This is a genomic window from Cupriavidus sp. 01L415, assembly GCF_056400065.1.
In genome coordinates, this window is sequence record NZ_JBFTSP010000004.1 from 42,739 (window position 1) to 69,318 (window position 26,580).

At 64.9% G+C, this 26,580-nt stretch carries 28 protein-coding genes; 12 read left to right on the forward strand and 16 right to left on the reverse strand.

What is annotated here, in order from left to right; genetic code table 11:
* Window position 1: 1 nt before the first annotated feature.
* From AC1DOX_RS10130 to AC1DOX_RS10140, 3 genes are all read right to left on the reverse strand, one after another.
* A complete protein-coding gene (locus AC1DOX_RS10130) occupies window positions 2-676 on the reverse strand; it encodes a histidinol-phosphatase (RefSeq protein ID WP_441615716.1) in 675 nt (224 codons plus the stop codon).
* 128 nt (window positions 677-804) lie between these two features.
* The gene (gene hda / locus AC1DOX_RS10135) at window positions 805-1,512 is read right to left on the reverse strand and encodes a DnaA regulatory inactivator Hda (RefSeq protein WP_092135223.1); all 708 of its coding nucleotides are present in this window, start codon (window positions 1,510-1,512) and stop codon (window positions 805-807) included.
* A gap of 30 nt (window positions 1,513-1,542) precedes the next feature.
* Window positions 1,543-2,613, reverse strand: a complete 1,071-nt coding sequence (locus AC1DOX_RS10140; protein WP_092135221.1) for an AI-2E family transporter — start codon at window positions 2,611-2,613, stop codon at window positions 1,543-1,545.
* 228 nt (window positions 2,614-2,841) lie between these two features.
* On the opposite strand from AC1DOX_RS10140, the gene purM reads away from it, so the two are divergent.
* On the forward strand, window positions 2,842-3,894 hold the full coding sequence (gene purM / locus AC1DOX_RS10145) for a phosphoribosylformylglycinamidine cyclo-ligase (RefSeq protein ID WP_092135220.1): 1,053 nt from the start codon (window positions 2,842-2,844) through the stop codon (window positions 3,892-3,894).
* A gap of 103 nt (window positions 3,895-3,997) precedes the next feature.
* Here the strand turns inward: purM and AC1DOX_RS10150 are convergent, their stop codons facing one another.
* The 3 genes from AC1DOX_RS10150 to mutL all read right to left on the reverse strand — a co-directional run bounded on the left by AC1DOX_RS10150 (window position 3,998) and on the right by mutL (window position 7,647).
* Window positions 3,998-4,501 carry a GNAT family N-acetyltransferase gene (locus tag AC1DOX_RS10150; protein ID WP_441615719.1) on the reverse strand — a complete coding sequence of 168 codons (504 nt, stop codon included), beginning with the start codon at window positions 4,499-4,501 and terminating at the stop codon, window positions 3,998-4,000.
* A gap of 100 nt (window positions 4,502-4,601) precedes the next feature.
* A complete protein-coding gene (gene miaA, locus AC1DOX_RS10155) occupies window positions 4,602-5,561 on the reverse strand; it encodes a tRNA (adenosine(37)-N6)-dimethylallyltransferase MiaA (RefSeq protein WP_441615721.1) in 960 nt (319 codons plus the stop codon).
* A 130-nt stretch (window positions 5,562-5,691) separates the two neighbouring features.
* Entirely contained in the window at window positions 5,692-7,647 is a 1,956-nt protein-coding gene (mutL, locus tag AC1DOX_RS10160; protein ID WP_441615723.1) for a DNA mismatch repair endonuclease MutL, read from the reverse strand.
* A 124-nt stretch (window positions 7,648-7,771) separates the two neighbouring features.
* Here mutL and AC1DOX_RS10165 point away from each other — a divergent pair, with 124 nt between their 5' ends.
* Window positions 7,772-8,422, forward strand: a complete 651-nt coding sequence (locus AC1DOX_RS10165; RefSeq protein ID WP_255371094.1) for a VTT domain-containing protein — start codon at window positions 7,772-7,774, stop codon at window positions 8,420-8,422.
* On the opposite strand, the gene AC1DOX_RS10170 is transcribed toward AC1DOX_RS10165, so the two are convergent.
* Together AC1DOX_RS10170 and murJ are read right to left on the reverse strand one after the other, a co-directional pair.
* Entirely contained in the window at window positions 8,419-9,267 is an 849-nt protein-coding gene (locus AC1DOX_RS10170) for a SirB1 family protein (RefSeq protein WP_092135212.1), read from the reverse strand. The two genes, AC1DOX_RS10165 and AC1DOX_RS10170, sit on opposite strands and share 4 nt — an antisense overlap.
* 13 nt (window positions 9,268-9,280) lie before the next feature.
* On the reverse strand, window positions 9,281-10,831 hold the full coding sequence (gene murJ, locus AC1DOX_RS10175; protein ID WP_441615726.1) for a murein biosynthesis integral membrane protein MurJ: 1,551 nt from the start codon (window positions 10,829-10,831) through the stop codon (window positions 9,281-9,283).
* Window positions 10,832-11,173: 342 nt separating this feature from the next.
* On the opposite strand from murJ, the gene rpsT reads away from it, so the two are divergent.
* Window positions 11,174-11,440, forward strand: coding sequence for a 30S ribosomal protein S20 (gene rpsT, locus AC1DOX_RS10180; RefSeq protein ID WP_092135209.1), 267 nt, complete (start codon window positions 11,174-11,176; stop codon window positions 11,438-11,440).
* A 201-nt stretch (window positions 11,441-11,641) separates the two neighbouring features.
* Here rpsT and AC1DOX_RS10185 read toward each other — a convergent pair whose 3' ends face one another.
* Window positions 11,642-11,947, reverse strand: a complete 306-nt coding sequence (locus AC1DOX_RS10185; RefSeq protein ID WP_092135208.1) for a DUF3579 domain-containing protein — start codon at window positions 11,945-11,947, stop codon at window positions 11,642-11,644.
* A 424-nt stretch (window positions 11,948-12,371) separates the two neighbouring features.
* Between AC1DOX_RS10185 and argF the strand changes: the two genes are divergently transcribed.
* Both argF and ppnP read left to right on the forward strand, forming a co-directional pair.
* Window positions 12,372-13,295, forward strand: coding sequence for an ornithine carbamoyltransferase (argF, locus tag AC1DOX_RS10190; RefSeq protein ID WP_092135206.1), 924 nt, complete (start codon window positions 12,372-12,374; stop codon window positions 13,293-13,295).
* 84 nt (window positions 13,296-13,379) lie between these two features.
* The gene (gene ppnP, locus AC1DOX_RS10195) at window positions 13,380-13,691 is read left to right on the forward strand and encodes a pyrimidine/purine nucleoside phosphorylase (RefSeq protein WP_441615729.1); all 312 of its coding nucleotides are present in this window, start codon (window positions 13,380-13,382) and stop codon (window positions 13,689-13,691) included.
* Window positions 13,692-13,713: 22 nt separating this feature from the next.
* Here the strand turns inward: ppnP and murB are convergent, their stop codons facing one another.
* A complete protein-coding gene (gene murB / locus AC1DOX_RS10200) occupies window positions 13,714-14,748 on the reverse strand; it encodes a UDP-N-acetylmuramate dehydrogenase (protein ID WP_441615731.1) in 1,035 nt (344 codons plus the stop codon).
* Between the two features lie 123 nt (window positions 14,749-14,871).
* Here murB and AC1DOX_RS10205 point away from each other — a divergent pair, with 123 nt between their 5' ends.
* Entirely contained in the window at window positions 14,872-15,357 is a 486-nt protein-coding gene (locus tag AC1DOX_RS10205; RefSeq protein WP_092135201.1) for a YajQ family cyclic di-GMP-binding protein, read from the forward strand.
* Between the two features lie 51 nt (window positions 15,358-15,408).
* On the opposite strand, the gene AC1DOX_RS10210 is transcribed toward AC1DOX_RS10205, so the two are convergent.
* The 3 genes from AC1DOX_RS10210 to AC1DOX_RS10220 all read right to left on the reverse strand — a co-directional run bounded on the left by AC1DOX_RS10210 (window position 15,409) and on the right by AC1DOX_RS10220 (window position 17,038).
* Window positions 15,409-15,858: a DUF192 domain-containing protein gene (locus AC1DOX_RS10210; RefSeq protein ID WP_441615733.1), complete on the reverse strand. Its 450-nt coding sequence runs from the start codon at window positions 15,856-15,858 to the stop codon at window positions 15,409-15,411.
* A 157-nt stretch (window positions 15,859-16,015) separates the two neighbouring features.
* Window positions 16,016-16,207, reverse strand: a complete 192-nt coding sequence (locus tag AC1DOX_RS10215; protein WP_092135198.1) for a hypothetical protein — start codon at window positions 16,205-16,207, stop codon at window positions 16,016-16,018.
* Between the two features lie 105 nt (window positions 16,208-16,312).
* Window positions 16,313-17,038, reverse strand: a complete 726-nt coding sequence (locus AC1DOX_RS10220) for a pseudouridine synthase (protein WP_441615735.1) — start codon at window positions 17,036-17,038, stop codon at window positions 16,313-16,315.
* Window positions 17,039-17,278: 240 nt separating this feature from the next.
* On the opposite strand from AC1DOX_RS10220, the gene icd reads away from it, so the two are divergent.
* Both icd and AC1DOX_RS10230 read left to right on the forward strand, forming a co-directional pair.
* Complete coding sequence (icd, locus tag AC1DOX_RS10225; protein ID WP_092135194.1) at window positions 17,279-18,529, forward strand: NADP-dependent isocitrate dehydrogenase; 1,251 nt, start codon at window positions 17,279-17,281, stop codon at window positions 18,527-18,529.
* Window positions 18,530-18,747: 218 nt separating this feature from the next.
* Window positions 18,748-19,212, forward strand: coding sequence for a VOC family protein (locus AC1DOX_RS10230; protein WP_441615738.1), 465 nt, complete (start codon window positions 18,748-18,750; stop codon window positions 19,210-19,212).
* A 259-nt stretch (window positions 19,213-19,471) separates the two neighbouring features.
* Here the strand turns inward: AC1DOX_RS10230 and AC1DOX_RS10235 are convergent, their stop codons facing one another.
* A complete protein-coding gene (locus AC1DOX_RS10235) occupies window positions 19,472-19,681 on the reverse strand; it encodes a cold-shock protein (RefSeq protein WP_092135191.1) in 210 nt (69 codons plus the stop codon).
* 562 nt (window positions 19,682-20,243) lie between these two features.
* Between AC1DOX_RS10235 and clpS the strand changes: the two genes are divergently transcribed.
* The 4 genes from clpS to AC1DOX_RS10255 all read left to right on the forward strand — a co-directional run bounded on the left by clpS (window position 20,244) and on the right by AC1DOX_RS10255 (window position 24,934).
* The gene (clpS, locus tag AC1DOX_RS10240; protein WP_160472928.1) at window positions 20,244-20,570 is read left to right on the forward strand and encodes an ATP-dependent Clp protease adapter ClpS; all 327 of its coding nucleotides are present in this window, start codon (window positions 20,244-20,246) and stop codon (window positions 20,568-20,570) included.
* Window positions 20,567-22,864, forward strand: a complete 2,298-nt coding sequence (gene clpA, locus AC1DOX_RS10245) for an ATP-dependent Clp protease ATP-binding subunit ClpA (RefSeq protein ID WP_092135189.1) — start codon at window positions 20,567-20,569, stop codon at window positions 22,862-22,864. The genes clpS and clpA overlap by 4 nt, the downstream gene beginning before the upstream one ends.
* A 192-nt stretch (window positions 22,865-23,056) precedes the next feature.
* Window positions 23,057-24,064: a Bug family tripartite tricarboxylate transporter substrate binding protein gene (locus tag AC1DOX_RS10250; protein ID WP_477101321.1), complete on the forward strand. Its 1,008-nt coding sequence runs from the start codon at window positions 23,057-23,059 to the stop codon at window positions 24,062-24,064.
* Window positions 24,065-24,067: 3 nt separating this feature from the next.
* Window positions 24,068-24,934: a VOC family protein gene (locus tag AC1DOX_RS10255; protein WP_441615743.1), complete on the forward strand. Its 867-nt coding sequence runs from the start codon at window positions 24,068-24,070 to the stop codon at window positions 24,932-24,934.
* A 24-nt stretch (window positions 24,935-24,958) separates the two neighbouring features.
* Here AC1DOX_RS10255 and dut read toward each other — a convergent pair whose 3' ends face one another.
* Together dut and AC1DOX_RS10265 are read right to left on the reverse strand one after the other, a co-directional pair.
* The gene (gene dut, locus AC1DOX_RS10260) at window positions 24,959-25,456 is read right to left on the reverse strand and encodes a dUTP diphosphatase (protein ID WP_441615745.1); all 498 of its coding nucleotides are present in this window, start codon (window positions 25,454-25,456) and stop codon (window positions 24,959-24,961) included.
* Window positions 25,457-25,520: 64 nt separating this feature from the next.
* Window positions 25,521-26,546, reverse strand: a complete 1,026-nt coding sequence (locus tag AC1DOX_RS10265; RefSeq protein WP_441615747.1) for an LLM class flavin-dependent oxidoreductase — start codon at window positions 26,544-26,546, stop codon at window positions 25,521-25,523.
* Window positions 26,547-26,580 lie beyond the last annotated feature (34 nt).

Consider the following 26,580-nt stretch of genomic DNA (forward strand, 5'->3'; position numbering starts at 1 on the left):
GTCAGAACAGGTCCATGATGCGCCAGCCGGCCGCGGCCGCATGGTGGCGCAGGCGGTCGTCGGGGTTGGCGGCGATCGGCTCGCTGACCTTTTCCAGCAGCGGCAGGTCGTTGGCGGAATCGCTGTAGAACGTCGTGGTCCCGAAGTCTTCCCACTTGGTGCCCAGGCTCTTGAGCCAGCTCTCCACGCGGGTGATCTTGCCCTCGCGGAAGCTCGGCACGCCGAAGACCTCGCCCGTGAAGGCGCTCTCGGCCTTGCCGTCCAGCGTGGCGGGCTCCGTGGCGATCAGGTGCTTGATGCCGAAGGCCTGCGCGATCGGCGCCGTGACAAAGCTGTTGGTGGCGGTGACCACCGCGCACAGGTCGCCGGCTTCCAGGTGCTTGTAGACCAGTGCCCGGGCCTGCGGGGTGATGACGGGGTCGATAACCTCACGCATGAAGCGGCTGCGCCACTCGTCCAGGCGATCGCGAGGATTGGCTGCCAGCGGCGCCAGCGCAAAGCGCAGGAACGCCTGGATATCCAGGGTGCCCGCCTTGTATTGGCCATAGAACTCGTCGTTCTTGCGGCGATAGGATTCCTCGTCGACAACGCCCATGCGGACCAGGAAGCGGCCCCATTCGTGGTCGCTGTCGGTGGGGATCAGGGTGTGGTCGAGGTCAAACAGTGCCAGATTCATGGGCGGCGATTTTACATGACGTTCAGGGGGCGGTCCGGGCGGCCAGGGCCGATAAAGGGGCCCGGGCGCACGTGGAGCGGGTTTTTTGCCAGCATCAGGCGCAAATGCGGGTATCAGGGGGCAGACGCTTATTCCCGGAATTCGGCGAACATCTCGCGCAGCAGCGGCAGCGTGACGGCACGCTTGCGCTCCAGCGAATAGGTGTCCAGGGCATCGAGCAAGGCCATCAGGCTCGGCATGTCGCGGTAGTGGCGCGTCACCAGCCAATGCGGGATTTCGGGCGACAACTGCAGCCCGCGCTCGCGCGCGGCCTGTAGCAGCGCCGCCACCTTGTCGTCGTCGGACAGGGACGCGACCTGGTAGACCAGGCCCCAGCCCAGTCGTGTGCGCAGATCTTCACGCACGGGCATGGCGCGCGGCGCCAGGCCGCCCGCCACGACAAGGGCGGTCCGGACGTGCGCGCGGACTTCGTTGTACAGCGAGAACACCGCGATCTGGCGCGCCTCGTCCAGCAATTCCACGTCGTCGACGGTGTAAAGCTGACAGGAAGGGTCGAAAATGAAATCGGACAGCGCGTGGTGCGGGCTCAGGTAGCGGCAGTTCAGGCCGGTATGCAGCGCCGCGTCACAGACCGCATGCAGCAGGTGAGTGCGGCCGGAGCCGACCTCGCCCCACAGGTAGATCAGCCGGTCGGTGGCGTGCTCCTGCGCGATCAGGCCCGGCAGTTCGCGCAGGCGCTGCACCGGCTCGCGGTTGGCGGCCACATAGAAATTCTCGAACGTGGACGGCGGCGGGCTGCCAAGTTCGAGAGAGAGCTGCTTTTGACGCGATGACATGACGGATTCGTTACTTGCGCGAGGCACGCCTCAATTTCGATACAGATCGCTGGCCATATAAACGCGCCGCACCTGACGGGCGCCGACCAGCAGTACGGCGCAGGTCGGCAGCGCCAGCAGCACCCCGAAGAAGCCAAACAGCTGCCCGAACGCCAGCAGGGCAAAGATCACCACCAGCGGGTGCAGCCCGATGCGCTCGCCGACCAGGCGCGGCGTCAGGTAGAAGCTTTCCACGAACTGGCCGATGCCGTATACCACCGCAACGGCACCGAGCCCGTACCAGTTGCCGAACTGCAGCAGCGCGGCCAGGATCGCCAGCGCCAAGCCCAGCCCGAAGCCAATGTAGGGGATGAACACGGCCAGCCCGGTGAACACGCCCACCGGCACGCCCACTTCGAATCCGGCGATGGTCAGGCCGATTGCGTAAAGCGCCGCCAGGATCACCATCACCAGGATCTGGCCGCGCAGGTATTGCGACAGCAGCGCATCGGTCTCGTTGGACAGCTCGCGCACCTTCGGCACCCAGCGGCGCGGCACCAGGCGCTCGATGCGCCGCATGACCATGTGCCAGTCCATCATCAGGTAGAACATGACGATGGGGATGATGAACAGCATCCCGGCGACGCTGATCAGCGCCGAGCCGGAGACCTTGGCGTAGGCCAGCAACACCTGCAGCAGGTCTTCCGGGCTGGCCGCAAAGCGGTCCTGCAGCATGTTGCGCAGGCCTGGAAAGTCAAAGCGCACGCGCACACCAAGCTCCGCCAAGCGCGGGGCCACCAGTTTGTTGAGCTTCTGCAACAGGATCGGCAATTGCTCGCGCACCTGCGGAATTTCGCGCTGGAGCACGGCAATCAGCAGCAGCACCAGCAACACCAGGATCACCGCCAGCAGCCCGATCATCAGCGCCACGCCGATGGCGCGCGGCACGCGGTGGCGCTGCAGCCAATCCACGCCGGGCGTGAGGATGTACGCGAAGATAAAGGCGAACAGGAACGGCGTGAGCACGGGCGCCAGCGCCACGATGGTGGCGAACAGGCCCGCGGCCACGACGATCCAGAGCAGGATACGTTTGGAATCTTGCGAGAGCAGGGGGGCGTTCATCGATAGGGTCCGGGGCGGGCAGTTGGCGGTCCGCTGGCAGGGAATGGCCGCAAAACTGGTAGCCGGGAGCCTGTATCCGTTAAAATTGCGATTCTACTGGACTCGCGCCCGCACTCCGCGCCCGATCCGGCGGCTTACATCGATGTATGCCGCCCCGGTTCGCGCCCAAGGTGCCATCGTCGAGCGCCGGATACCACACTTTACCTCCTCAAAGACAAGCAGGATCTCATGAGCGCATCCCCGACCGCCGGCCAGGCAGGCCTTTCCTACCGCGACGCCGGTGTTGACATCGATGCCGGCGACGCGCTGGTCGACCGCATCAAGCCGTTTGCCAAGCGCACCATGCGCGAGGGCGTGATGGCCGGTATCGGCGGGTTTGGCGCGCTGTTCGAACTGTCGAAGAAGTACCAGGAACCGGTTCTGGTGTCCGGCACGGACGGCGTGGGCACCAAGCTCAAGCTGGCCTTCCAGCTGAACCGCCACGACACCGTGGGCCAGGACCTGGTGGCCATGAGCGTCAACGACATCCTGGTGCAGGGTGCCGAGCCGCTGTTCTTCCTCGACTACTTCGCTTGCGGCAAGCTGGACGTGGACACCGCCGCCACCGTGATCCAGGGCATCGCTCGCGGTTGCGAACTGGCCGGCTGCGCGCTGATCGGCGGCGAGACCGCCGAAATGCCGAGCATGTACCCGGACGGCGAGTACGACCTGGCCGGCTTTGCGGTCGGTGCGGTGGAAAAGCGCAAGATCATCGATGGCAGCACGATCGTCCCGGGCGACGTGGTGCTGGGCCTGGCCTCGTCGGGCGCCCACTCCAATGGCTATTCGCTGGTGCGCAAGATCATCGAGGTCGCCAAGCCCGACCTGAACGCCGATTTCCACGGCCAGCGCCTGCAGGACGCCATCATGGCGCCGACCCGGATCTACGTGAAGCCGCTGCTGTCGCTGATCGAGACCCTGCCGGTCAAGGGCATGGCCCACATCACCGGCGGCGGCCTGACCGAGAACGTGCCGCGCGTGCTGGCCGACAACGTCACCGCCGTGATCCGCCAGGACGCCTGGACGCTGCCGCCGCTGTTCCAGTGGCTGCAGGCGCAAGGCCGTGTGGCCGATGCCGAGATGCACCGCGTGTTCAACTGCGGCATCGGCATGGTCGTGATCGTGGCCAAGGAAGACGCCGAACGCGCGATTCGCCACCTGCAAGCGGCCGGCGAGGCCGTGTGGCAGATCGGCGAGATCAAGGAACGCGAGGAAGGCCAGGCGCAGACTGTGGTGGTCTGATGGCCTGAGCATGGATCGGCGGTGCGTCACGCGCGGTCCGCGCCGACAAAAGAGAACGCCCGATGTCATGCATCGGGCGTTTTTTTATTGGCGCGACGTCGGCTTAATCTGGCCGGCCCAGTTTCGCCAGCGCGTCGCCGGTGACCCGGCAGATGCGCCAGTCAGGCATCACGTCGGCACCCATCGCCCGGTAGAAATCGATCGACGGCTGGTTCCAGTCCAGCACTGACCATTCAAAGCGGCCACAGCCACGTTCCACGGCAATCGCCGCCAGATGCCGGAGCAGCGCCTTGCCCAGCCCATGGCCGCGCCAGGCGGGATCGACGAACAGGTCTTCAAGGTACAGCCCCGGCTTGGCCAGGAACGTTGAGAAATTGTGGAAGAAGAGGGCAAAGCCAACGGCCTGCTTGCCGCCGTCGGCGTCCACTTCCACGAGCACGGCCTCGGCATGCGGGCGCGGGCCAAACAGTGCGTCGCCGATTTTCTGCGGCGTGGCTTCCACCAGGTGCGTCAGCTTTTCGTACTCGGCCAATGCATGGATCAGGCGGAACAGCGTCTCGCTGTCGGCCGGCGTGGCGGGGCGGATCGTGAAGGCAGTAGCGGTCATGGGGCAATGCGGGGATCAGTCGGAACGACGATTATCGTCGATGCCTCGCATGCTCACCATCAGGCGCGCTCACCATCGCGCGCCGTTACAGCGTGGGTCGTCACCATCCCGCGGCGCGCGCGACCTGCGCGACGTAGTCGGGCGCCAGGCAGTCCACGGCCAGCCGCTCGGGCGTGCTGCGCAGCCAGGTCAACTGCCGCTTGCAGAGCTGGCGGGTTGCCGCAATGCCGCGCTCGCGCATCGTGGCGTAGTCACAATCGCCATCGAGGTATTCCCACACTTGCCGATAGCCCACGCAGCGAATCGACGGCAGGCCCGGATTCAGGTCGCCGCGCGCGCGCAGGCGTTCCACTTCCCCGATCAGGCCGCCGGACAGCATGGCATCGAAGCGGTCGGCGATACGGGCGTGCAGCACCGCGCGATCCGAAGGCTCCAGCGCGATCACGCGGAAGCGCGCGTCCGCGGCACCGGTGAACGTGCGGGCGTCGGCCTGGCGGGCGAGCAGGGCGGACATCGGCTGGCCGGTCAGGCGGTGGATTTCCAGCGCGCGCTGGATACGCTGCGCATCGTTGGGCGCCAGCCGTGCCGCCGTCACGGGATCGACCCCGGCCAGCATCGCGTGCAATGCCGGCCAGCCGCGCTCGGCCGCCAGCGCATCGAATTCCGCGCGCACCGTCGCATCCGCCTGCGGCAGGTCGTTCAGGCCCTGCGTCAGCGCCTTGTAGTACAGCATCGTGCCACCGACGATCAGCGGCGTGCGGCCCCGGGTGCGGATCTCCACGATCAGCCGCTCCGCATCGGTCACGAATTGTGCCGCCGAATAGCTGTCGGCCGGATCGATGATGTCGATCAGATGGTGGGGCACGCTGGCCAGTTCGGCCGCCGTCGGCTTGGCGGTGCCAATGTCCATCTCGCGATAGACCAGCGCCGAGTCCAGGCTGATGATCTCGACGGGCGTGCGCGCGGCCAGCGCCAGCGCGGCGGCCGTCTTGCCGGAGGCGGTCGGGCCCAGCAGGCAGACGACCGGCGGGTGACCGGATGAGGAGGATTGCAGGGACATCGTGACGCTTGTGGTTGACCGTGCCTGGGGATCGCCGCTGGCCGGCCGGACCTGCTGGCAGCGCTTGTTAGCCGTGCGCGCTGGTGGCGCGTGTCGGTGCCGCCTGTTTGCGACCCTTATCTGGCGACGCTTATTGGCCGCGCAGGAACAGGCGGTCCAGCTCCGCCACCGTCAGTTGCACCCAGGTCGGACGGCCGTGGTTGCATTGGTCCGCACGCTCGGTTTGCTCCATCTGGCGCAGCAGCGCGTTCATCTCTTCCAGCGTGAGCTTGCGATTGGCGCGTACGGCGCTATGGCAGGCCAGTGTCGCCAGCAGTTCGTTCTGGCGCTCGGCCAGCACGCGCGAGCCGCCGTAGGCCTGCAAGTCGCGCAGCACGTCGCGGGCCAGCGCCTCGGCGTCGGCTTGCCGGAGCAGGGCCGGGATGGCGCGCACGGCCAGGGTAGTCGGCGAAACCGGGGCGATATCGAAGCCGAGCAGTTGCAGCGTTGCCTGATGCTCCTCGGCCGCGCCGATCTCCACCGGGTTAGCGGGCAGCGTGACCGGGATCAGCAGCGGCTGGACGGCCAGTTCGCGGGCGTCGAGTGCGGTCTTGATCTGTTCGTAGAGGATGCGTTCGTGGGCCGCGTGCATGTCGACCAGCACGAGCCCGCGCGCGTTCTGTGCCAGCACGTAGATGCCATGCAACTGGGCCACGGCGTAACCGAGCGGGTGGTCGGCGTCGCTCGCGTCTTCGGCGGCATCGTTGAAGGGCGACGCCGTGCGCGCCGGCAAACTGTCCAGCAGGCTGGGCGGTTGATCGGCACGGGCGGCCTGCGCGTCAGCCAGCCAGGCCGGCGGCCGCGCGGCGGGCTGCCACGGGCGCGTGCCGCCATCGGCGTCGCCAGTGGCATCGCGCACCATGCCCAGGTACGCCTGACGGGGCTGGGCGATGCCGAGTTCGGTCTGGCGGCCGGCGGAATAGTTGATCCATTGCGGGGCGGCGCCAGGCACACCGCCGGGGCGCGCGCCGTCGAAGGCGGGACGTGCCCCGGCCATCGCCTCGCCGTCCGTATGCAGGCTGTCGCCCTGTTCGCCAGCCTGGCGCGCCAGGCAGCGTTGCACCGCGTGATAGACAAACTGGTGCACCGCGCGCGATTCGCGGAAGCGCACCTCGATCTTGGACGGATGCACGTTCACGTCGACCATTTCGGGCGGCAGGTCCAGGCACAGCACGTACGACGGGAAGCGGTCGCCGTGAAGCACATCCTGGTACGCGCTGCGCACGGCATGGGTGAGCAACTTGTCGCGCACGAAGCGGCCGTTGACGAAGAAGTATTGCTGGTCAGGCCGCCCGCGCGAAGCCGTGGGCAGGCCGGCAAAACCATACAGATGCAGCGTGCCGGCTTCCTCGTCCAGCGGCAGCCGGGCGCGGGAGAAATCGCCGCCGAGCACCTGCGCCGTGCGTGCGGCGACGTCGCCAGAATTCCAGTGCTCGAGCGGCTTGCCATTATGGTGGACGGAAATCGTGACGTCAGGCCGCGCCAGGGCCGCTCGCCGGATCATCTCCAGGCAGTGGCCCAGCTCGGTTTGTTCCGATTTCAGGAACTTTCGGCGCGCCGGCGTGTTGAAGTACAGGTGCTGCACGTCGATCATCGTGCCGACGCCGCCGGAGGCGGGTTGCAGGTGGCCGGTGTCTGCGCTGACCTGCGTGGCGTGGGCTGCGTCGGCCGTGCGGCTGGTCAGCACGAGATGGGAGACGGACGCGATCGAGGCCAGTGCCTCGCCGCGGAAGCCGAGCGTCAGCACGGACTCCAGTTCGTCGAGCGAGGCGATCTTGCTGGTGGCGTGGCGCATCAGGGCGACGGGCAGTTCGTCGGCCGGAATGCCGCAGCCATTGTCGGTGATGACAATACGCCGCACGCCGCCTTCCTCAAGCCGGATGCCAAGCTGCGTGGCGCCGGCATCGAGTGCGTTTTCCAGCAGTTCCTTGACGACCGAGGCCGGCCGCTCCACCACTTCGCCGGCGGCGATCTGGCTGATCAACTGGTCCGGCAGGGGACGGATCGGGCGGCTGGGCTGGGCGGTGCGGTGGGCGTCTGCAGGCATGCGGCGATTATACGTGCGGCCGGACACGTTTTCGGCACAGCGAACCGGCCAGGGTGACGGCTACGCCCGGGCGCTCTTGTATGATGAAGACCTTCTTGGATTGGGGACAGATTTGGATACCGCATTGCAACTGATCGACATGGTCCTTCACGTCGACAAATTCCTTGGGCAGTTCGTCCAGGACTACGGCGTCTGGGTGTACGGCATCCTGTTCGCGATCGTATTTGCCGAGACGGGCCTGGTGGTGCTGCCATTCCTGCCGGGCGATTCGCTCCTGTTTATCGCCGGCGCGATGTGCGCCACGGGCGCGATGAACGAATGGATGCTGGCGGGGCTGCTGCTGGTGGCCGCCGTGACCGGAAACACGGTCAACTATTTTGTGGGCAGCTGGATCGGGCCCAAGGTGTTTGACCATCAATGGCGTTTCCTGGACCAGCGCGCGCTACGCAAGACGCATGACTTCTATGAACGTCACGGCGGCAAGACGCTGGTGATGGCGCGTTTCATCCCGATCGTGCGGACCTTTGCGCCGTTCGTGGCCGGGGTGTCGCAGATGACGTTTGCGCGCTTCCAGATGTTCAACCTGATCGGCGCGGTGGCCTGGGTGTTCGGCCTGGTGTTCGCGGGCTACTTCTTCGGCAACCTGCCGTTCATCAAGCAGTACCTGAACCTGATCGTGCTGGCGGGGATCGGCGCGGCGGTGGTGCCGCTGGTGCTGGGCGGGTTGTGGAAGCTGGTGCGCGGCAAGACCCGCGCATCCGCCGACAATCACTAGTTGAGGCTGCGGCTCATCATCCGCAGGGCCGGCATGCGATCCCGGATCTGGGTCGTGTCGGCCGCATCGGGGCGGGCCTGGAGGTAGGCTTCCAGGTCCTCCAGCGCCGGCCGGAAGCATTCCAGGTTGGCATAGGCCAGGCCTCGGTCGCGCACTTCCTCGATCGAATTCGGCAACAGGATCACCAGGCGGTTCTGCACGGCCAGCAAGCGTTGCCAGCGCGATTCCTGCAGGTAGATCGCCTTCAGGTTGCGCAGCATGCGGGCAATGATCTCGCGGTGGCTGGCCATCTGCAGGAACAGCCCCAGCGGGACCTGGTTCGGGTCCGAAATGCCCTCCCGTTCGAGGTAGGGGTCCAGCATCTCCTGCAACTGTTCCTTGGATAGCGTCTCGCCGGTCAGCGGATCGAGCACCACTTCGCCAGCCGGAATCGACATCCGCACCAGGAAATGGTTGGGGAACGACACGCCCTTGAGAGGAAGGCCGATCTGCTGGCCCAGCTCCATGTACAGCACGGCCAGCGAGATCGGGATGCCCCGGCGCTGCCTGACCACCACGTTCAGGTACGAGTTGTCGGGGTCGTAGTAGTCGTTGGCGTTGGCGCCGAAACCCAGGTCGCGGTAGAAGAAATGATTGAGCAGGCGCAGGCGCTGGATGGCCGGAGTGCCTTCGGCGATCCGCCGCTTGAGCCGCATGGCCAGCACATCCAGTGCGGCGAGTTCGGCTTGCAGGTCGAGGTCCGGGTAGGCGTCCTGGGCGATGGAGAGCGCGGTTTCCGTGAGCGGAATGCCGTCTTCGTCCGCCACGAGGCTGGCGAAGTAATCCAGGACTTTCGTGGATGTCATTGCGGGTTCCTGACTAGCCGGCGCGACGCCGGAAGGCTGCATAGCGCAGGCCCATGAGCCACAGTGTACCGAAGTAGACCACCGCCGCAAGTACCAGGCACGAGGCCATCAGCGCGATCCGCAGCGATGGCGTGGCGCCCATGCCGACCCAGTCGAAGTTGCGGGCAAACCAGAGCAGCATGCCGGCCAGGAGCAGCACGGCCGCCAGCAGTCTTGCCAGGAACAAGCCCCAGCCCGGCGCGGGCCGGTAGAAGCCGCGGCGGCGCAGGCCGAAGAACAGCAGCAGGGCGTTGACCGTGGCGCCAAAGCTGATCGACAGTGCCAGTCCCGCATGGCCGAAGATCGGCACGAAGACATAGTTCGACGCCTGCGTGATGACCAGCACCAGCAAGGCAATCTTGACCGGCGTGCGGATGTCCTGGCGGGCGTAGAAGCCGGGCGTCAGGATCTTGATCAGGATGAGGCCGAGTAGCCCCACGCCGTACGACACCAGCGCCTGACGCGTCATCTCCACCGCATGGGCATTGAATTTGCCGTAATTGAACAGCACGGCGGTCAGCGGCGTGCCGAAGACGAACAGGCCCACCGCGCACGGCACGGCCAGCAGGAACGTCAGGCGCAGTCCCCAGTCCAGCAGCCCCGAATATTCCTCGCGATTGTCCTCGGCGCTGGCGCGCGACAAGCTGGGCAACAGGATCGTGCCCAGCGCCACGCCCAGCAGCGCCGTGGGAAATTCCATCAGCCGGTCCGCATAGGTCAGGTACGAGACGCTGCCCGCGGCCAGGTGCGAGGCGATATTGGTGTTGATGATCAGGCTGATCTGGGCCACCGACACCGCCAGCAGCGCCGGCAGCATCTGCCGGATCACGCGGCGCACCCCGGCGTCAGACCAGGCGGCGCGCAGGTTGATGGACACGCGGGGCATCACGCCGAGCTTGCGCAGCGCGGGAACCTGGATCGCCAGTTGCAGCACGCCGCCCGCCAGCACGCCCCACGCCTGCGCGTAGATTGGCTGGCTCATGTGCGGGCCGACAAACAGCGCGGCAATGATCAGGCACAGGTTCAGCAGTACCGGCGTGAACGCAGGCACGGCGAAATTGCGCCACGTATTGAGAATGCCGGACGCCAGGGCGACCAGCGAGATCAGGCCGATGTACGGAAACATCACGCGCGTCATGAAGACCGCGGCGTCGTACGTTTCGGAGTCGCCCCGGAAGCCGGTGGCCACCACGGTCATCACAAGCGGCGCGGCGATCACGCCCAGCAGCGACACGCCCATCAGCACCCAGGTCATCACCGTGGCCACGGCGTCCACCAGGTGCCGGGTCTCGTCGGGCCCGCGCTTGCCGTGGTACTCGTTCAGGATGGGCACGAAAGCCTGCGAGAAGGCGCCTTCGGCGAACACGCGGCGCAGCAGGTTGGGAATGCGGAACGCCACGTTGAAGGCGTCGGTCATGTCCGAGGCGCCGAACGCCCGGGCAATCAGGATTTCGCGCACCAGCCCTGTGATGCGCGAGAGCATCGTCAGGCTGCTGATAGTGGCAAGCGCTTTGAGCAGGTTCAAGATGAATCGGGAAGGGGTGCGTGGGGCCGGGCCACCGGAACGACCGGCCGGCGACCGCATTTCAGACGTGCATCGGGCCGTAAAGTTGCCGCAACGCCACGCCCGGCCGGGAATGTGGCGCCTATTATACGGATCGGCCCGCCCGCCACGCCCGTCGCGCGGCAGGCACGGATCATCCTTGCCTACGCGTGCAGCGTGTGTGTATAATCGCCGATTCGCAAGGACAGTCGCGTTCCGGATTCGTGTGTCAGAGCATCCCGGGTCGCACGATGTGACTTAATTGTTGCGTCCCAAATTATTGCGTCCCCCGGGCGCGCATTCTGAATTCAGGAAGATATCTACATGGCAAATTCCGCACAAGCTCGCAAGCGCGCGCGTCAAGCCGTCGCCCAGAACGCTCATAACTCCAGCCTGCGCTCGCGTCTGCGCACCGCCGTCAAGGCTGTTCGCAAGGCCATCGACGCCGGCGACAAGGCTGCCGCTGCTGAAATCTTCAAGCAGTCGCAAACCGTGATCGACAGCATCGCCGACAAGAAGATCGTGCACAAGAACAAGGCTGCACGTCACAAGTCGCGCCTGTCGGCTGCTATCAAGGCCATGGCCGTCTGATAGCTGCCAGGGTCGCCACGACGGCCCTGCGGTACGGTCGGGGTTTCGGCCCCGGCATGAAAAAAGCTCGTCATCGCGACGAGCTTTTTTGTTTTTCGGCGACCGGATCTGCCTGGTGTGTCGTTCCACGGCGTGATCCCTGATCCCTGCTTCACTCTCGCCCTGTTGCCCGGGCATCCTCCCGGAGGTCGTTGCGCCCGGTCAGTCGCCCAGCGAGCAGGCTTCCACCACCTGCAGGTTATTGTCGCGGGCGAAATTCAGGACGAAGTCGAGCGCCTTGGGCTCGATGGCGCGCAGCCGCGTATCCACCACCACGTTCTTGATCCCGGCAACGATGACCGGCCGTACGTACGGCGAGTAGGTCAGGCGGGGATCCCCGGTATCCCCCTCGGGACGGAATTGCGCCATCACGCCGCACAGCCGCTCAGCCCAGTCGCTCGGTCGGAAGGTCTTGCCTTCCTTGGTAATGCCTTGGATGAAGTATTCGCGAACGTTGGGGGTGGTCATGGGACTGCGGGGATCAGGCTGGTGACTCGACGGTAAACCCGCCGGACGGGCGCCCGTTTGACGCGGCCGGAGGGCGATTGGTTCGCGCTCATCCAGACGGGAAAGCGGGGCGTCGGTGTCGGCGGGGGCACTTTTGATGCCGGCGGCGGGCGGTGGCATGGGTATGCCGGGCCCCGCGTGAATCAGCCAGTATTATATCTTATATAAGACTTGCGCATAGGGGCGAATCCTGTCGGAAACCTGTCATTGGCCGCCAGGGCCGGGTCGGCCCGGGCTCGCCAAAGCTGGAATAATCCCTTATGATTCTTGCAATTACATTGCGTAAGCGACGCGAAAGGCGGCTCCGCGACACGCTCCGGCCCTCCGGCATGACCTCCCCAGGCATCCGGGCCGCGAGTCCCCAGCGAGTCGCCTTCTTTGTTTTATGAGCTCAACCCCGATCAAGCATTACCTCCAGTTCAGCGACCTTAGTGCCGACGAGTACGAGTACCTGCTGGACCGCGCGCGGATCCTCAAGGCCAAGTTCAAGAACTACGAGACATGGCACCCGTTGCATGACCGCACGCTGGCCATGATCTTCGAGAAGAACTCCACGCGTACGCGCCTGTCTTTCGAAGCGGGCATCCACCAGTTGGGCGGCCACGCCGTGTTCCTGAACACGCGCGATTCGCAGCTCGGCCGTGGCGAGCCGATCGAGGACGCCGCGCAGGTGATCTCCCGGATGGTGGACATCATCATGATCCGTACGTTCGGTCAGGACATCCTGGAACGCTTTGCGGCTCATTCGCGCGTGCCGGTCATCAACGGGCTGACCAACGAATACCATCCGTGCCAGGTGCTGGCCGACATCTTCACGTACATCGAGCAGCGCGGCAGCATTGCCGGCAAGACGGTGGCGTGGATCGGCGATGCCAATAACATGGCCTATACGTGGATTCAGGCTGCGGAACGCCTGGACTTCACATTCCATTTCTCGGCGCCTGCGGGCTACCAGCTCGATCCGGCGATGGTGCCGGCCTCCGCCGCCAGCCGGGTCAAGGTGTTCGACAACCCGCTCGACGCTTGCCTGGGTGCGCACCTGGTGACGACCGACGTCTGGACCAGCATGGGCTTCGAGGCCGAGAACGAGGCGCGCAAGCGCGCGTTCAAGGACTGGATGGTGACTACCGCGATGATGGATCGTGCCGCCGCCGATGCGCTGTTCATGCATTGCCTGCCGGCGCACCGCGGCGAGGAAGTGGAAGCGGCGGTGATCGACGGCCCGCGCAGCGTGGTGTGGGAAGAGGCGGAAAACCGCCTGCACGTACAGAAAGCACTGATGGAATACCTGCTCTGCGGCCGTTACTGAACGTGCCGGCGTGAGCCAATCGAAGGGGCCGCCATGGCCCCTTTTCTACGTCTATCGAAACCGAAAGATCCGAGGAGAGTGAGAATGAGTCAGTTCGACAACGTGTCCGTCGTCAAGAAGGCTAACCTGTACTTCGACGGTAAGTGCGTGAGCCACACGGTGCTGTTTCCGGATGGCACCCGCAAGACGCTGGGTGTGATTTTCCCGGCGACGCTGACCTTCGGCACCGGCGCCCCGGAGATCATGGAAGTCAACGCCGGCAGCTGCCGCGTGCGCCTGGCCGGCACGGAAGAGTGGAAGACGTATGGCGCCGGTCAGCAGTTCAGCGTACCGGGCAACAGCAAGTTCGACATCGAAGTGACCGAGACGCTGGACTACGTCTGCCACTTCGGCTGATTCCGTCCGAAGCAAACGTTGCTTACAGAATGACGGGCTCCGGCTCGATCCGTACGCCAAAGCGTGCCTGGACCGTATCCGCGATACGGTCCGCCAGTTTCAGCAACGTGGCGCCCGTGCCGCCGCCGTGGTGCACCAGCACCAGCGCCTGCTTGCCATAGACGCCCACCGGGCCGTCGTCGAGCCCCTTGAACCCGCATTGATCGATCAGCCAGCCTGCCGCCAGCTTGTAGCCGCCGTCGGGCTGCTGATAGCTGACCAGCGTCGGATGCCCGGCCAGCAGCGCGTCGCGCGTGGCCGCATCGACCACGGGATTCTTGAAGAAGCTGCCGGCGTTGCCCACCTGCGCGGGATCGGGCAGCTTCCGCGAACGGATGGCAATCACGGCGTCGCGGATTTGCGATGCGTCGGGCGAATCGACGCCTTCCAGCTCGCGCGCCAGCTCGCCGTAGTTCAGCACCGGCTGCCACGCCTTGGGCAGACGCAATGTGACGGCGGTGATGATGTAGCGGTCGCGCCCCGCGCGCTTGAACAGGCTGTCCCGGTAGCCAAAGGCACACTGCTCCAGGTCCAGCGTCACGAAATCGCCAGTCTGGCGGTCATAGGCCCGCAGGCCGGCGAATCGCTCGCGCAACTCCACGCCATAGGCGCCGATGTTCTGGATCGGGGCGGCGCCAGCGGTGCCGGGGATCAGGGCGAGGTTCTCGAGCCCGGGCAGGCCGTCCGCGATGGTCCGCCCGACCAGGGCATGCCAGTTCTCGCCGGCGCCCACGGTAACCCGCCAGCTGGCGTGCTTGTCCGTGGCGTCATCCGCCCGGGTTTCCGTCACTTCGTAGCCGGGGATCTCCATCAGGAGCACCAGCGCGTCCAGGTCGCCGGTCAGCACCACATTGCTGCCGCCGCCCAGCACCACCACCGGCAGCGTGCTGGCGCGCGGGTCCGCCAGCGCGGCGACGAGGTCTGACTCGCTGCGGATGTGGGCGGCCAGCCGGGCGCGTACGTCGAAACCGAATGTATTGTGTCGACGCAGGGGATAGAATTCGTGGAAATCTGCCATGCAAGGAAGGGATTCTGGCCGCCACGGCGGGCGGCCCGGACTGCGGGTAGGCCCGATTATACGTAACCGTTATGGACGATCCGCCGCAACAGCCGGCGGATGCGCAACACCAGGAGAATCGAAATGCCGTCGTTTGACGTAGTGTGCGAAGCAAACATGGTCGAAGTGAAGAATGCCGTGGAGCAATCCAACAAGGAAATTTCCACGCGCTTCGACTTCAAGGGCTCGGACGCCCGGGTCGAACACAAGGAAAACGAACTGACCGCGTTTGCCGACGATGACTTCAAGCTCGATCAAGTCAAGGATGTGCTGATCAACAAGATGGCCAAGCGCAACGTGGACGTGCGCTTCCTGGACTATGGCAAGACCGACAAGATCAGCGGCGACAAGGTCAAGCAGGTCATCACGATCAAGAAGGGCGTGACCGGTGACCTGGCCAAGAAGATCGTCCGCATGATCAAGGACAGCAAGATCAAGGTCCAGGCCAGCATCCAGGGTGACGCTGTGCGCGTCTCCGGCACCAAGCGCGATGACCTGCAATCCGTGATCGCGCTGCTGCGCAAGGACGTTTCCGAGGCCCCGCTGGACTTCAACAACTTCCGCGACTGAGCCTCGCAGGCCAGTCGTCAGGGCGCGGCCAACCCGCCGCGCCGTCCTGTCTTATTGCGCGGGCCGCGACTGCGGCAGGCCGCCAATCTTTGCGCCGGGCTTGATGCCCTTCTGCGCGAACCACCCCTTGTTCATCTCCAGCGCATAGCGCACGGCCGCGCGCGGGCAGTGATTGTCCTCGGTCTGCGGTGCCATGTCCTCGATGTTCACGATGCTGCCGTCATCGGCCAGGAAGGCGATGGAGAGCGGCAGGTTCGTATTCTTCATCCAGAAGCAGTGGCCGGCCTTTTCCTCGAACACGAACAACATGCCGGTATTGGCGGGCATCGACTGGCGGTACATCAGGCCGCGCTCGCGCGCTTCCGGAGAGGCCGCGACTTCTGCCTTGATGGCGTACATGCCGGCTGTCAGCGAGACGACGGGCAGCGCGGACTGCGCCTGCGCAAGGGTCGTCAGGACGGTGGCGCCGACGGCCACGAGGGTTTTAAGCACAGGGTGCATGGCGAAGGACTGGAGTTGGAGGTTCAACCGCAGGCGAGAGCATAGCGCAGCCCGTCAAAAGCGTGCGCGCATGAAAAAAGGCAGGTCGCACGGGGCGAACCTGCCTTTGATGCGCGAACGGCCCCGGCATGTCGCCGGCGCCCGTCGCGCTGCCGCCTTACTGCGCGGCCGGAGCCGAAGCTGCCGCCTTCTTGGAGGCGTGCTTCTTGCTATGCTTCTTGCTGGTCTTCGCGGGCTTCGCAGCTTCCTTGGCGGCCGGCGCGGCGGCGTCAGCAGCGGGAGCCGAAGCCTGGGCGAAAGCGCCGGTAGCGAACAGGCCAACAACCAGGGCAGCGATCAGTTTTTTCATTGCGAGTACCTCGAGGATATTTGTCCAGTATTTGGAGAGTTGACGCGTATTGACGTGTCAGCCACAAAAACGGGATGTCCGAGCGGGGCGTTGACGTCGGAGTTGTCAGGATTTGTAACGGCGTCTTACCGGTGCTGCCGGCCGTTGCGCCGTCTGTGTATCCACCTGTTTGTTCCCCCGATTGCCCACCTGTTTTTCTGCTCGTTTCACAGCCGGCTTTCTCGTGCCCGGGCTGCGCGCCAACGTCGCGGGTGGGCGAGAGGTCGGGCTGGGTAGCCCCACCACGCCCGGATCGATTTCGCACCATTGGCCTGGCTCCAGCCCCAGCGCTGGCAGCGACAGGTTGCCGATCGCCACGCGTATCAGCCGCAAGGTGGGGAAACCGACGGCAGCGGTCATGCGACGAACCTGTCGATTCTTGCCCTCGCGAATCTGCAGTTCCACCCACGACGTGGGAATGGCCGCGCGGTAGCGAATCGGCGGGTGGCGAGGCCACAGCCATGCCGGTTCATCGACTACGCGAGCCGCCGCAGGTAACGTGCGGAAATCGCCCAGGTCCACCCCCGTGCACAACTGCGCCAGCGCGGCAGCATCCGGCACGCCTTCCACCTGCACGAGGTAGGTCTTGACGAGCTTGTGGAGCGGATCGGCGATGCGTGCCTGTAGCGCGCCGTCGTCGGTCAGCAGCAGCAGGCCTTCGCTGTCGGCATCGAGTCGCCCCGCCGGATAGACGTCCGGCACGGACACGCAATCGGCCAGGGTCGGCCGCGTGGGGTGCGCCGAGAACTGGCTCATTGTGTTGAAGGGTTTGTTGAGGGCGATCAGCGTCATGGGCGCGAAGTATGCCCCAACCCGTCAAGTTGGCGGACGATCGCAGATTGCTGCATAATATGAGATTAGTCTTATGTCTTATATAAGACTCATAGTCGATCATCTGTGGTGCGGCGCGACATGGTGAGTCACGGGCCGAACCGAGAACGCCCGTTACAATGCCTCGCGGCCCCTTTGCATTGCGTTGCCGGACCACGTGCCTGGCGACCGTCACAACCCCGTTCCGTAGTGGAGACGTCCATGTACCAGCACATCAAGGTCCCGGCAGGCGAGAAGATTACGGTGAATGCCGATTACTCGCTCAACGTGCCGGACAATCCCATCATCCCCTATATCGAAGGTGACGGCACCGGTCTCGATATCACGCCGGTGATGATCAAGGTCGTGGACGCGGCCGTGGAAAAGGCCTACGCCGGCAAGCGCAAGATCGCGTGGATGGAGATTTACGCGGGCGAGAAGTCCACCCGGGTGTACGGCCCGGACGTCTGGCTGCCGGACGAAACGCTGGACGTGCTCAAGGAATACGTGGTGTCGATCAAGGGCCCGCTGACCACGCCGGTCGGCGGCGGCATCCGCTCGCTGAATGTCGCGCTGCGCCAGCAGCTTGACCTCTACGTCTGCCTGCGCCCGGTACGCTATTTCAAGGGCGTGCCGTCGCCTGTGCGCGAGCCGGAAAAGACCGACATGGTGATCTTCCGTGAGAACTCGGAGGACATTTATGCCGGTATCGAATGGGAAGCCGAGAGCGAGGGCGCGAAGAAGCTGATTGCCTTCCTGCAGAACGAAATGGGCGTGAAGAAGATCCGCTTCCCGGAGACTTCGGGGATTGGCGTCAAGCCGGTGTCGAAGCAGGGCACCCAGCGGCTGGTGCGCAAGGCCATCCAGTATGCGATCGACAACGACAAGCCGTCGGTGACGCTAGTGCACAAGGGCAACATCATGAAGTTCACCGAAGGTGGCTTCCGTGACTGGGGCTACGAGCTGGCGCAGAAGGAATTCGGAGCCGCGCTGGTGGACGGCGGCCCGTGGTGCAAGTTCAAGAACCCGAAGACCGGCAAGGACATCGTCATCAAGGACGCCATCGCCGACGCCTTCCTGCAGCAGATCCTGCTGCGCCCGGCCGAATATTCGGTGATCGCCACGCTGAACCTGAACGGCGACTACGTTTCCGACGCACTGGCTGCGCAGGTGGGCGGCATCGGCATCGCCCCGGGCGCGAACATGTCGGATTCGGTGGCGATGTTCGAAGCCACGCACGGCACGGCGCCGAAGTACGCGGGCAAGGACTATGTGAACCCGGGTTCGGAAATCCTGTCGGCCGAAATGATGTTGCGCCACATGGGCTGGACCGAAGCAGCGGACCTGATCATTTCGTCGATGGAGAAGTCGATCCTGTCGAAGAAGGTTACGTACGACTTTGCCCGCCTGCTGGAAGGTGCGACGCAGGTATCGTGCTCGGGCTTCGGCCAGGTGATGGTCGACAACATGTAACGGGCTCTCAGGCTGCATTCGGCCTGCTGCGCAAAACCCCGGGCGGTCAGACGGCCTCCGGGGGTTTTTGTTGCCGGACACCCAATCGACCATCCGGACTCCTGAACTCCTTTCCCTTCGTGACAGCTGCCGATGCAGCGCCTCGGAACCGAGGCGCTGGCGGCATGCGAAGCCATCCACTACAACATCAGGATTGGCTGATAGATGAGGAGGCTCACATGGAAGACCCCTTCCGACGCACGGCTTTCGGGGCCGCGGTCTATTACAAGGATCCGGTGGCTGCGCTGGACTGGCTCGAACGTGCGTTCGGCTTCCGACGCGTGATGGTGATCTCGGATCAGGACGGCAAGCTTGTTCATTCGGAAATGCGCTTCCGCGACAGCTATCTGATGGTCGGCAGCGAGTGGGCGGAGTACACGGCCAGCCCGGCGTCGCTGGGCGGCAAGAACACGCAGTCCGTCCATGTTCATATGCCGGATGGGCTGGACGCGCATTGCGAGCGCGCCCGGGCGGCCGGCGCGACCATCGTCAGGGAGCCGGAGGACCAGTTTTATGGGGACAGGGTCTATGCCGCCCGGGATCCGGAGGGGCACGTCTGGAGCTTCGGTCAGTCGGTGCGGAAGCTCAGTCGCGAGGAGGCCGAAAAGGCCAGCGGGCTGAAGATCGACGGCTGGTCCGACTGAGGGAAATGCGGCGTGGGAAGATCGACCGGCCGACCGGTCGGTCGGGTCGCACAAATTGCGCGAACGGCATCGACAGCCCCAAAGCAAGACGCCCGGCTCATCACCGGGCGTCTTGTCGGATGCGTAGCGTACCGCCTTGCAGCGTGTCCCGGCAGGCATTGCCATACCGTGACACAGGATCCCGTTCCAGGGGACAGTGTCCCCCCTCGCATCCTGGTGACCGCCGCGGCTCTGCGTCCGGTGCGGTCGCGGCGCTCTTTTACTGTGCTGCGTCCTGGATGTTGGTGGCTTGCTTGCCCTTGGGGCCTTGAACCACTTCGAACACGACGCGCTGGCCTTCCTTCAGCGTCTTGAAGCCCGCCATCTGGATTGCCGAAAAGTGCGCAAACAGTTCTTCCTCGCCATCGTCCGGCTTGATAAAGCCGAAACCCTTGGCGTCATTGAACCATTTGACGATACCGCTTGCCATAAACTCCCCCAACGAAAAAGCTGATTTCAAGCGGGGAAACCGATGGCCAGCCGAATGACACGTCGGCGCGCATGCCGGACCGGATCCTGTCGGATCCGGCAGACCAGAATGCGTCGCTGAATGGAATTCGCGGGGCAATCCGCCTGAAACCGCCAGGTCAATGGCGGAAAACGGTTTGCCGACGCCGGTCGTGGGCCTCCCTGCTCACGGAATCATCCTGGCCGGCCTTATTCGCTTGGCTCGCTGGCCGGGCCTGGATGTGCGACCGATTTTTCTGTCAAACCAACATACTGTCAAGCTGGCAGATTCCCCACTCGGCGTAGGGTGTGGTGGGATTGAAACGGCGTGGAATGGTACCTTTGGCGGGATGGTGGATCCGCGTTCGCGGGCACCGGTGGTGGGCACCAAAGCCGGCATGTCAGGTCAGGATCCATGCACCAGCAACGTGCGTCTAACGCCCTCTGTGCGGCTGGGCACGTAAGAATTTTCCGATGAGTGGGGCCTTGAATACGTGCCCATTTCCCCAAATTGCAGACTTGCGAGTAAGAGTTAGAATAAAGCCATGGCGACACGGCTGGCGAATACCCCACAACGCGAGGCAGGCACTGTCATCGAGCGGAAAGAGCAGCAGCTCAAGCCGCCTGCGATGTACAAGGTGGTCCTCCTCAACGACGACTACACTCCGATGGAGTTCGTCGTGATGATCCTGCAGCAGTATTTCAGCAGGGACCGGGAAACGGCGACGCAGATCATGCTGACCGTTCACCGGGAAGGCAAGGGCGTCTGTGGTATCTACACGAGAGATATCGCGGCGACCAAGGTCGAGCTTGTATCAACCCATGCGCGGCAGGCGGGGCACCCGTTGCAGTGCGTGATGGAGGAAGCATGATTGCGCAAGAATTGGAAGTGAGCCTTCATATGGCTTTTGTCGAAGCCCGCCAGGCGCGCCACGAGTTCATTACCGTGGAACACCTGCTGCTGGCGTTGCTCGACAACCCCACGGCTGCCGAAGTGCTGCGCGCTTGCGCGGCCAACATCGAGGACTTGCGCACCAGCCTGAAGAACTTCATTGCCGACAACACGCCGGTTGTACCCGGTACGGACGAGGTGGACACGCAACCTACGCTGGGTTTCCAGCGTGTGATTCAGCGCGCGATCATGCACGTGCAATCCACGTCCAACGGCAAGAAGGAAGTCACCGGCGCCAACGTCCTGGTGGCGATCTTCGGCGAGAAGGACTCCCATGCCGTCTACTACCTGCAGCAGCAGGGTGTGACGCGCCTGGACGTCGTCAATTTCATCAGCCACGGTATCCGCAAGGACCAGGCGGAGCCGGCCAAGCATGGTGAAGGCAATGCCGAAGGCGAGGGCGGTGACGGCAAGGAAAGCCCGCTCGAGCAGTACACCCAGAACCTGAACTCGCTGGCCAAGGCCGGCAAGATCGATCCGCTGATCGGCCGCGAGAGCGAAGTCGAGCGCGTGGTGCAGGTGCTCTGCCGCCGGCGCAAGAACAACCCGCTGCTGGTGGGCGAAGCCGGCGTGGGCAAGACCGCCATCGCCGAAGGTCTGGCATGGCGCATCACCAAGAACGAAGTGCCCGACATCCTGGAAAAGGCGGTCGTCTACTCGCTCGACATGGGCGCGCTACTGGCCGGCACCAAGTATCGTGGCGATTTCGAGCAGCGCCTGAAGGGCGTGCTGAAGTCCCTCAAGGACAATCCCAACGCGATCCTGTTCATCGACGAGATCCACACGCTGATCGGCGCGGGCGCCGCCTCGGGCGGTACGCTGGACGCCAGCAACCTGCTCAAGCCGGCGCTGTCGTCGGGCCAACTCAAGTGCGTGGGTGCCACCACGTTCACGGAATATCGCGGCATCTTCGAAAAGGATGCGGCACTCTCCCGTCGTTTCCAGAAGATCGACGTGGTGGAGCCGTCCGTCGACCAGACCGTCCAGATCCTGCGAGGCCTGAAGTCGCGGTTTGAGGAGCACCACGGTGTCAAGTACGCGGCGTCAGCGCTGACGGCCGCCGCGGAACTGTCGGCCCGCTTCATCACCGACCGTCACCTGCCGGACAAGGCCATCGACGTGATCGATGAGGCTGGCGCCGCGCAGCGCATCCTGCCGAAATCCAAGCAGAAGAAGACCATCGGCAAGACCGAAATCGAGGACATCGTTTCGCGCATTGCCCGCATCCCGCCGCAGAGCGTCAACCAGGACGACCGCAGCAAGCTGCAGACCCTGGAACGCGACCTGAAATCGGTGGTGTTCGGCCAGGACCCGGCGATCGAGGCGCTGGCATCCGCGATCAAGATGTCGCGCGCGGGGCTGGGCAAGACGGACAAGCCGATCGGTTCGTTCCTGTTCTCGGGGCCGACGGGTGTCGGCAAGACCGAAGTGGCCAAGCAACTCGCGTTCATCATGGGCATCGAGTTGCTGCGCTTCGACATGTCCGAATACATGGAACGCCATGCGGTCAGCCGACTGATCGGCGCGCCGCCGGGCTACGTCGGGTTTGACCAGGGCGGCCTGCTGACCGAGGCGGTCACCAAGAAGCCGCACTGCGTGCTGCTGCTGGATGAGATCGAAAAGGCGCATCCGGATATCTTCAATATCCTGTTGCAAGTGATGGACCATGGTTCGCTGACCGACAACAACGGTCGCCGGGCCGACTTCCGCAACGTCATCATCATCATGACGACGAACGCGGGGGCGGAGACCATGAACCGCGCCACGATCGGCTTTACCAGCGCCCGCGAGCAGGGCGACGAGATGGCCGACATCAAGCGCATGTTCACGCCGGAGTTCCGCAACCGCCTGGACGCCACCATCAGCTTCCGCTCGCTGGACGAGGAAATCATCCTGCGCGTGGTGGACAAGTTCCTGATGCAGCTGGAAGAGCAGCTGCACGAGAAGAAGGTGGAAGCCAGCTTTACCGAGAAGCTGCGCAAGTTCCTGGCGAAGAAGGGCTTCGATCCGATGATGGGTGCCCGTCCGATGCAGCGCCTGATTCAGGACATGATCCGCAAGGCGCTGGCCGACGAACTGCTGTTCGGCAAGCTGGTATCGGGCGGCAAGGTGGCCGTGGACCTGGACGACAGCGACCAGGTCAAGCTGACCTTCTCCGAGGCCGACCCCGAACCGCCGGAGGCACCGGAGAGCGAACAGCGCGCCGAAGCCTGACGCACGGGGCTGGATGTGCGGGGTTGAAAATGCAATCGGCCGGGTAGAACCCGGCCGATTGTTTCACTTCTGGGCGATCAGCGGCGCCTTCGCCTGCAACGTGGGCGATCATCGGGCAAAATACAGGGCGGCATCATGCCGCCTTTTTCTTTTTTGTACCGCGGTCGCCTGGCCGCCCAGCCCGAGTCCCTGATGTCTTCTGCCGAACGCACGCGGCTGCGCCGTATGCTGCTCAAGTCGCTTCCGATGGGTGTCATGCCCGCCTCACTGGCGTCGCTTGCTTCCTTCGCCCAAGCCGAGACCGCTGCCGGCGGCCGTCCGATCTCGATGGTGTTGCCGTTTCCGCCTGGTGGCAGCGTGGACATCGTGGCGCGCCAGTTGCAGCCGGGCCTTAAAGCGGGCCTCGGGCAGACCGTGGTGGTGGATAACAAGCCCGGCGCGGGCGGACTGATCGCCAGCAATGTGGTGGCACGCGCCAAGCCGGACGGCAATACGCTGCTGATGGCGTTTGATACCCACGCGATCAACCCGTTTGCATACAAAAATCTGCCCTACGACACTTTCAAGGACTTCACGCCAATTACCCAGTTGGTGCGTTTTCCTCTGGTGATCGCGGCGAATCCTGCGCTGCCCGCGTCGAACGTCAGGGAACTGATCGAGCTGGCCCGTGCCAAGCCGAACGGCGTGCGCTACGCCTCGTCGGGCATCGGCAGCCTGAACCAGCTGGCCGCCGAGGCGCTGGCCACCGAGGCCGGCGTGCATTTCCTCCACGTACCCTACAAGGGCGGCGGTCCGGCCGTGCAGGCCGTGCTGGCCGGTGAGGTCGACCTGTTCTTCAGCAGCTTCGCGGCCGTCCAGGCCCACATCGCGGCCAAGACCATCAAGGTGCTCGGCGTGACCGGCACCAGTCGGATCAAGCAGATGCCGCAAGTGCCGACCGTGGCCGAGCAGGGCTTCAAGGGCTTCGAGGCCTATTCGTGGATCGGTGTGTTCGGCCCGGCCGGCATGCCGCAAGAGACCGTTGCGCGCCTGCATGACGCGCTGGCCGGTTCGATTCGACAGCCAAAGGTGGTGGAGGCGCTGTCGGCGCAGGGGTTTGAGATCGCCGTCGGCACGCCGACGGAACTTGGCAACCTGGTGCGGCACGAACACGACAAATGGCAGGCGGTTGCCCGCAAGGCCAACATCCAGTTCGACTAAGACATGCATCAGCCATTGGAACCGTTTGACCACGCCGTGGTGGTCTGCGGCGATCTGGACGCCGCCGCGGCCAACTGGCGTGCGCTGGGTTTTACGCTGACGCCGCGCGGGTATCACACGCTCGGGTCGCAGAACCACTGCATCATGCTGGCGCGCGACTACCTGGAGCTCCTGCACGTCACGGCGCCCAACCCCAGCCGCCAGTATTACTGGGACGCCCAGCAGCGGGGCGGCGGGTGCGCGGCCACGTCATGCAAGAGCCGTGATGCATTTGCCACGGCTGACCGCCTGCGCGCGGCTGGCTACAAGACCTCGGACCCGATCGAATTCTCTCGCCCCGTCCGGCTGGACGATGGCAGTGAGCAGCCGGCCACATTCCGCGTCACGGCGCTGGATGACGCCCCCGGTGCCCGCTATTTCGTCTGCGAGCACCGGACGCCCGAACTGTTGTGGCGTCCCGAATGGATGAGGCACGCCAACGGCGCCAATGCCATCGCGGCAATGTATCTGGTGGTGGAGGCAGGACAGTTGGAGGCGGCCGCAAAGGCCTATGCCGAGATGACCAGCGGGGCACTGACGATGCCGGCGCCACTGGCGCAAGCCGGTGACCAGATCGCCAGCATTGCGATCGACGGCGCGGCGCTGGTGATTGCCACCCCGCAGGCGCTGGCGTCCGCGACCGGTGTGCCCCAGATCCGCCGCGTGGAGCCCGGCTATGCGGCCATCCGGCTACGCACCAGTGATCTGGCGAAAGCACGCGCTCACTGGGCGGCTAACCAGGTGCAGGTGATCGACCTGACGCCGGCCACGTCGCTGGTTCCCGCCGACAGCGCCAACGACGTGGCGCTGATCTTCGATCAGACGGCGTAACGCTCCCGGGGGCAGTTCGACCTCTTAGCCCGCCTTGACGTGGGCGACGCCGGTCGAGCCAAAGCCGCCAGCACCGCGGGCGGAATCTTCCGAGAACTCGGTGACGGTGGTGAACACCGGGCGCAGCACCGGCACGAACATCATCTGCGCGATACGCTCGCCGGGCTGGATCACGATCGGCTCGGAGCCGGGCGCGTTGCGATTCCACACGCTGACCATGATCTGACCCTGGTAATCGGCATCGATGACACCAATCGAATTACCCAGCACCAGGCCCTTCTTGTGACCCAGGCCCGAGCGCGGCACGATCGTCGCCGCCATGTACGGATTGCCCATGTGCACGGCGATGCCTGCCGGCACCAGTTGCGCGGGCGTGCCAGCCTCGATTGTCACGGGGCCGTCCACGCAGGCGTGCAGGTCGATGGCCGCGGCCATGTCGCTCTGGTAGCCGGGCAGGCCCCAATCGTTCAGGCGGGCGTCCAGCACCTTGATCTCGACGGACGGGTTCAGGGGAGCGGTCATGAGTTCGGTTTCCTGCAAAAATCTGACAAAGGCGGCATCTTACCGCGTCGGCAGCCCGCGGCGTTCAGGCGCCCCCGGTGAGCTCGAACGCTTCGGCCAGCAACTGGTAGGTGCGCAGGCGCGCCTGGTACGACGCGGCCACGCTCAGCACCACCAGCTCATCGGCGGCAAAGCGCTCGCGCAGCGCCATCATCCGCGCGGCTACGCGCTCCGGCGTGCCGCAGATCGTGCGGGGCCGCTCGCGTTCGATGATCATGCGGTCGCGCTCGGTGGGCGTGAAGTCGGCGGCCTGCGCCAGCGACGGAATCGGCGCGTTGACGCCATAGGCCATCTGCAGGCGCCGCACGTCGACGGCGCGCTCCAGCGCCGCAGCCTCCTCATCGGTATCCGCGCAAATCACGAAAATCGCGGCCGCGCTATACGGCTGGTCCTCATAGCCGGGTTCGAAATCCTCCCGGTACTGCTGGGCCACCGCATGGCCGCCTTGCGCATTGATGAAGTGGGCGAAGGCGAAGCGCAGGCCGAGGCGGGCGGCCAGCGCGCCGCCGAAGTCGCTCGATCCCAGCACCCAGAGTTCCGGCCGGGTATCGATGGCCGGCTGCAGCAGCACGCCTTCGGCCAGGTGGTCGGGGGGTACCTCGCCGCGCAGCAGCCACACCAGGTCCTGCACCTGCTGCGGAAACTGGTCGCCACGGTTGTACAGGCCCGTTGCCACAGCCTGCGCGGTGCGCATGTCGCCGCCCGGTGCGCGGCCCACGCCCAGGTCGATCCGGTTCGGGAACAGGCCTTCCAGCATGCGGAATTGCTCGGCCACCTTGAACGGGCTGTAGTAGGGCAGCATCACACCGCCCGAACCGATCCGGATACGTTTTGTGACGCTGCCCAGGCGGGCGAGCATGACCTCGGGCGCCGGGTTGCAGACGCCGTGCAGGCCGTGGTGTTCGGCGCACCAGTAGCGCGTGTAGCCGAGGTCATCGGCAAGCTGCGCCAGGTCGACGGTAGCCGCCAGCGCATCGCGGGCAGTGTGGCCGGCGATGACCGGGCTCTGATCCAGCACCGAGAGGCGCAGCTTCGGACGATTCTCAGACATGGCGACGATAGGCCCAGTGAAATGCGCAGCGACG

What these genes read in the sequence shown, in the direction of transcription:
- ppnP (WP_441615729.1), top strand. Translation starts at nt 13,380, where the DNA reads ATGAGTCAGTTCGACAACGTGTCCGTCGTCAAGAAGGCTAACCTGTAC.
- clpA (WP_092135189.1), top strand. Translation starts at nt 20,567, where the DNA reads ATGATTGCGCAAGAATTGGAAGTGAGCCTTCATATGGCTTTTGTCGAA.
- AC1DOX_RS10250 (WP_477101321.1), top strand. Translation starts at nt 23,057, where the DNA reads ATGTCTTCTGCCGAACGCACGCGGCTGCGCCGTATGCTGCTCAAGTCG.
- AC1DOX_RS10170 (WP_092135212.1), bottom strand. Translation starts at nt 9,267, where the DNA reads ATGACATCCACGAAAGTCCTGGATTACTTCGCCAGCCTCGTGGCGGAC.
- icd (WP_092135194.1), top strand. Translation starts at nt 17,279, where the DNA reads ATGTACCAGCACATCAAGGTCCCGGCAGGCGAGAAGATTACGGTGAAT.
- hda (WP_092135223.1), bottom strand. Translation starts at nt 1,512, where the DNA reads ATGTCATCGCGTCAAAAGCAGCTCTCTCTCGAACTTGGCAGCCCGCCG.
- AC1DOX_RS10185 (WP_092135208.1), bottom strand. Translation starts at nt 11,947, where the DNA reads ATGACCACCCCCAACGTTCGCGAATACTTCATCCAAGGCATTACCAAG.
- murB (WP_441615731.1), bottom strand. Translation starts at nt 14,748, where the DNA reads ATGGCAGATTTCCACGAATTCTATCCCCTGCGTCGACACAATACATTC.
- AC1DOX_RS10265 (WP_441615747.1), bottom strand. Translation starts at nt 26,546, where the DNA reads ATGTCTGAGAATCGTCCGAAGCTGCGCCTCTCGGTGCTGGATCAGAGC.
- AC1DOX_RS10220 (WP_441615735.1), bottom strand. Translation starts at nt 17,038, where the DNA reads ATGACGCTGATCGCCCTCAACAAACCCTTCAACACAATGAGCCAGTTC.
- mutL (WP_441615723.1), bottom strand. Translation starts at nt 7,647, where the DNA reads ATGCCTGCAGACGCCCACCGCACCGCCCAGCCCAGCCGCCCGATCCGT.
- AC1DOX_RS10140 (WP_092135221.1), bottom strand. Translation starts at nt 2,613, where the DNA reads ATGAACGCCCCCCTGCTCTCGCAAGATTCCAAACGTATCCTGCTCTGG.
- dut (WP_441615745.1), bottom strand. Translation starts at nt 25,456, where the DNA reads ATGACCGCTCCCCTGAACCCGTCCGTCGAGATCAAGGTGCTGGACGCC.
- rpsT (WP_092135209.1), top strand. Translation starts at nt 11,174, where the DNA reads ATGGCAAATTCCGCACAAGCTCGCAAGCGCGCGCGTCAAGCCGTCGCC.
- AC1DOX_RS10205 (WP_092135201.1), top strand. Translation starts at nt 14,872, where the DNA reads ATGCCGTCGTTTGACGTAGTGTGCGAAGCAAACATGGTCGAAGTGAAG.
- AC1DOX_RS10230 (WP_441615738.1), top strand. Translation starts at nt 18,748, where the DNA reads ATGGAAGACCCCTTCCGACGCACGGCTTTCGGGGCCGCGGTCTATTAC.
- argF (WP_092135206.1), top strand. Translation starts at nt 12,372, where the DNA reads ATGAGCTCAACCCCGATCAAGCATTACCTCCAGTTCAGCGACCTTAGT.
- AC1DOX_RS10235 (WP_092135191.1), bottom strand. Translation starts at nt 19,681, where the DNA reads ATGGCAAGCGGTATCGTCAAATGGTTCAATGACGCCAAGGGTTTCGGC.
- clpS (WP_160472928.1), top strand. Translation starts at nt 20,244, where the DNA reads ATGGCGACACGGCTGGCGAATACCCCACAACGCGAGGCAGGCACTGTC.
- purM (WP_092135220.1), top strand. Translation starts at nt 2,842, where the DNA reads ATGAGCGCATCCCCGACCGCCGGCCAGGCAGGCCTTTCCTACCGCGAC.
- AC1DOX_RS10215 (WP_092135198.1), bottom strand. Translation starts at nt 16,207, where the DNA reads ATGAAAAAACTGATCGCTGCCCTGGTTGTTGGCCTGTTCGCTACCGGC.
- miaA (WP_441615721.1), bottom strand. Translation starts at nt 5,561, where the DNA reads ATGTCCCTGCAATCCTCCTCATCCGGTCACCCGCCGGTCGTCTGCCTG.
- AC1DOX_RS10150 (WP_441615719.1), bottom strand. Translation starts at nt 4,501, where the DNA reads ATGACCGCTACTGCCTTCACGATCCGCCCCGCCACGCCGGCCGACAGC.
- AC1DOX_RS10210 (WP_441615733.1), bottom strand. Translation starts at nt 15,858, where the DNA reads ATGCACCCTGTGCTTAAAACCCTCGTGGCCGTCGGCGCCACCGTCCTG.
- AC1DOX_RS10255 (WP_441615743.1), top strand. Translation starts at nt 24,068, where the DNA reads ATGCATCAGCCATTGGAACCGTTTGACCACGCCGTGGTGGTCTGCGGC.
- AC1DOX_RS10130 (WP_441615716.1), bottom strand. Translation starts at nt 676, where the DNA reads ATGAATCTGGCACTGTTTGACCTCGACCACACCCTGATCCCCACCGAC.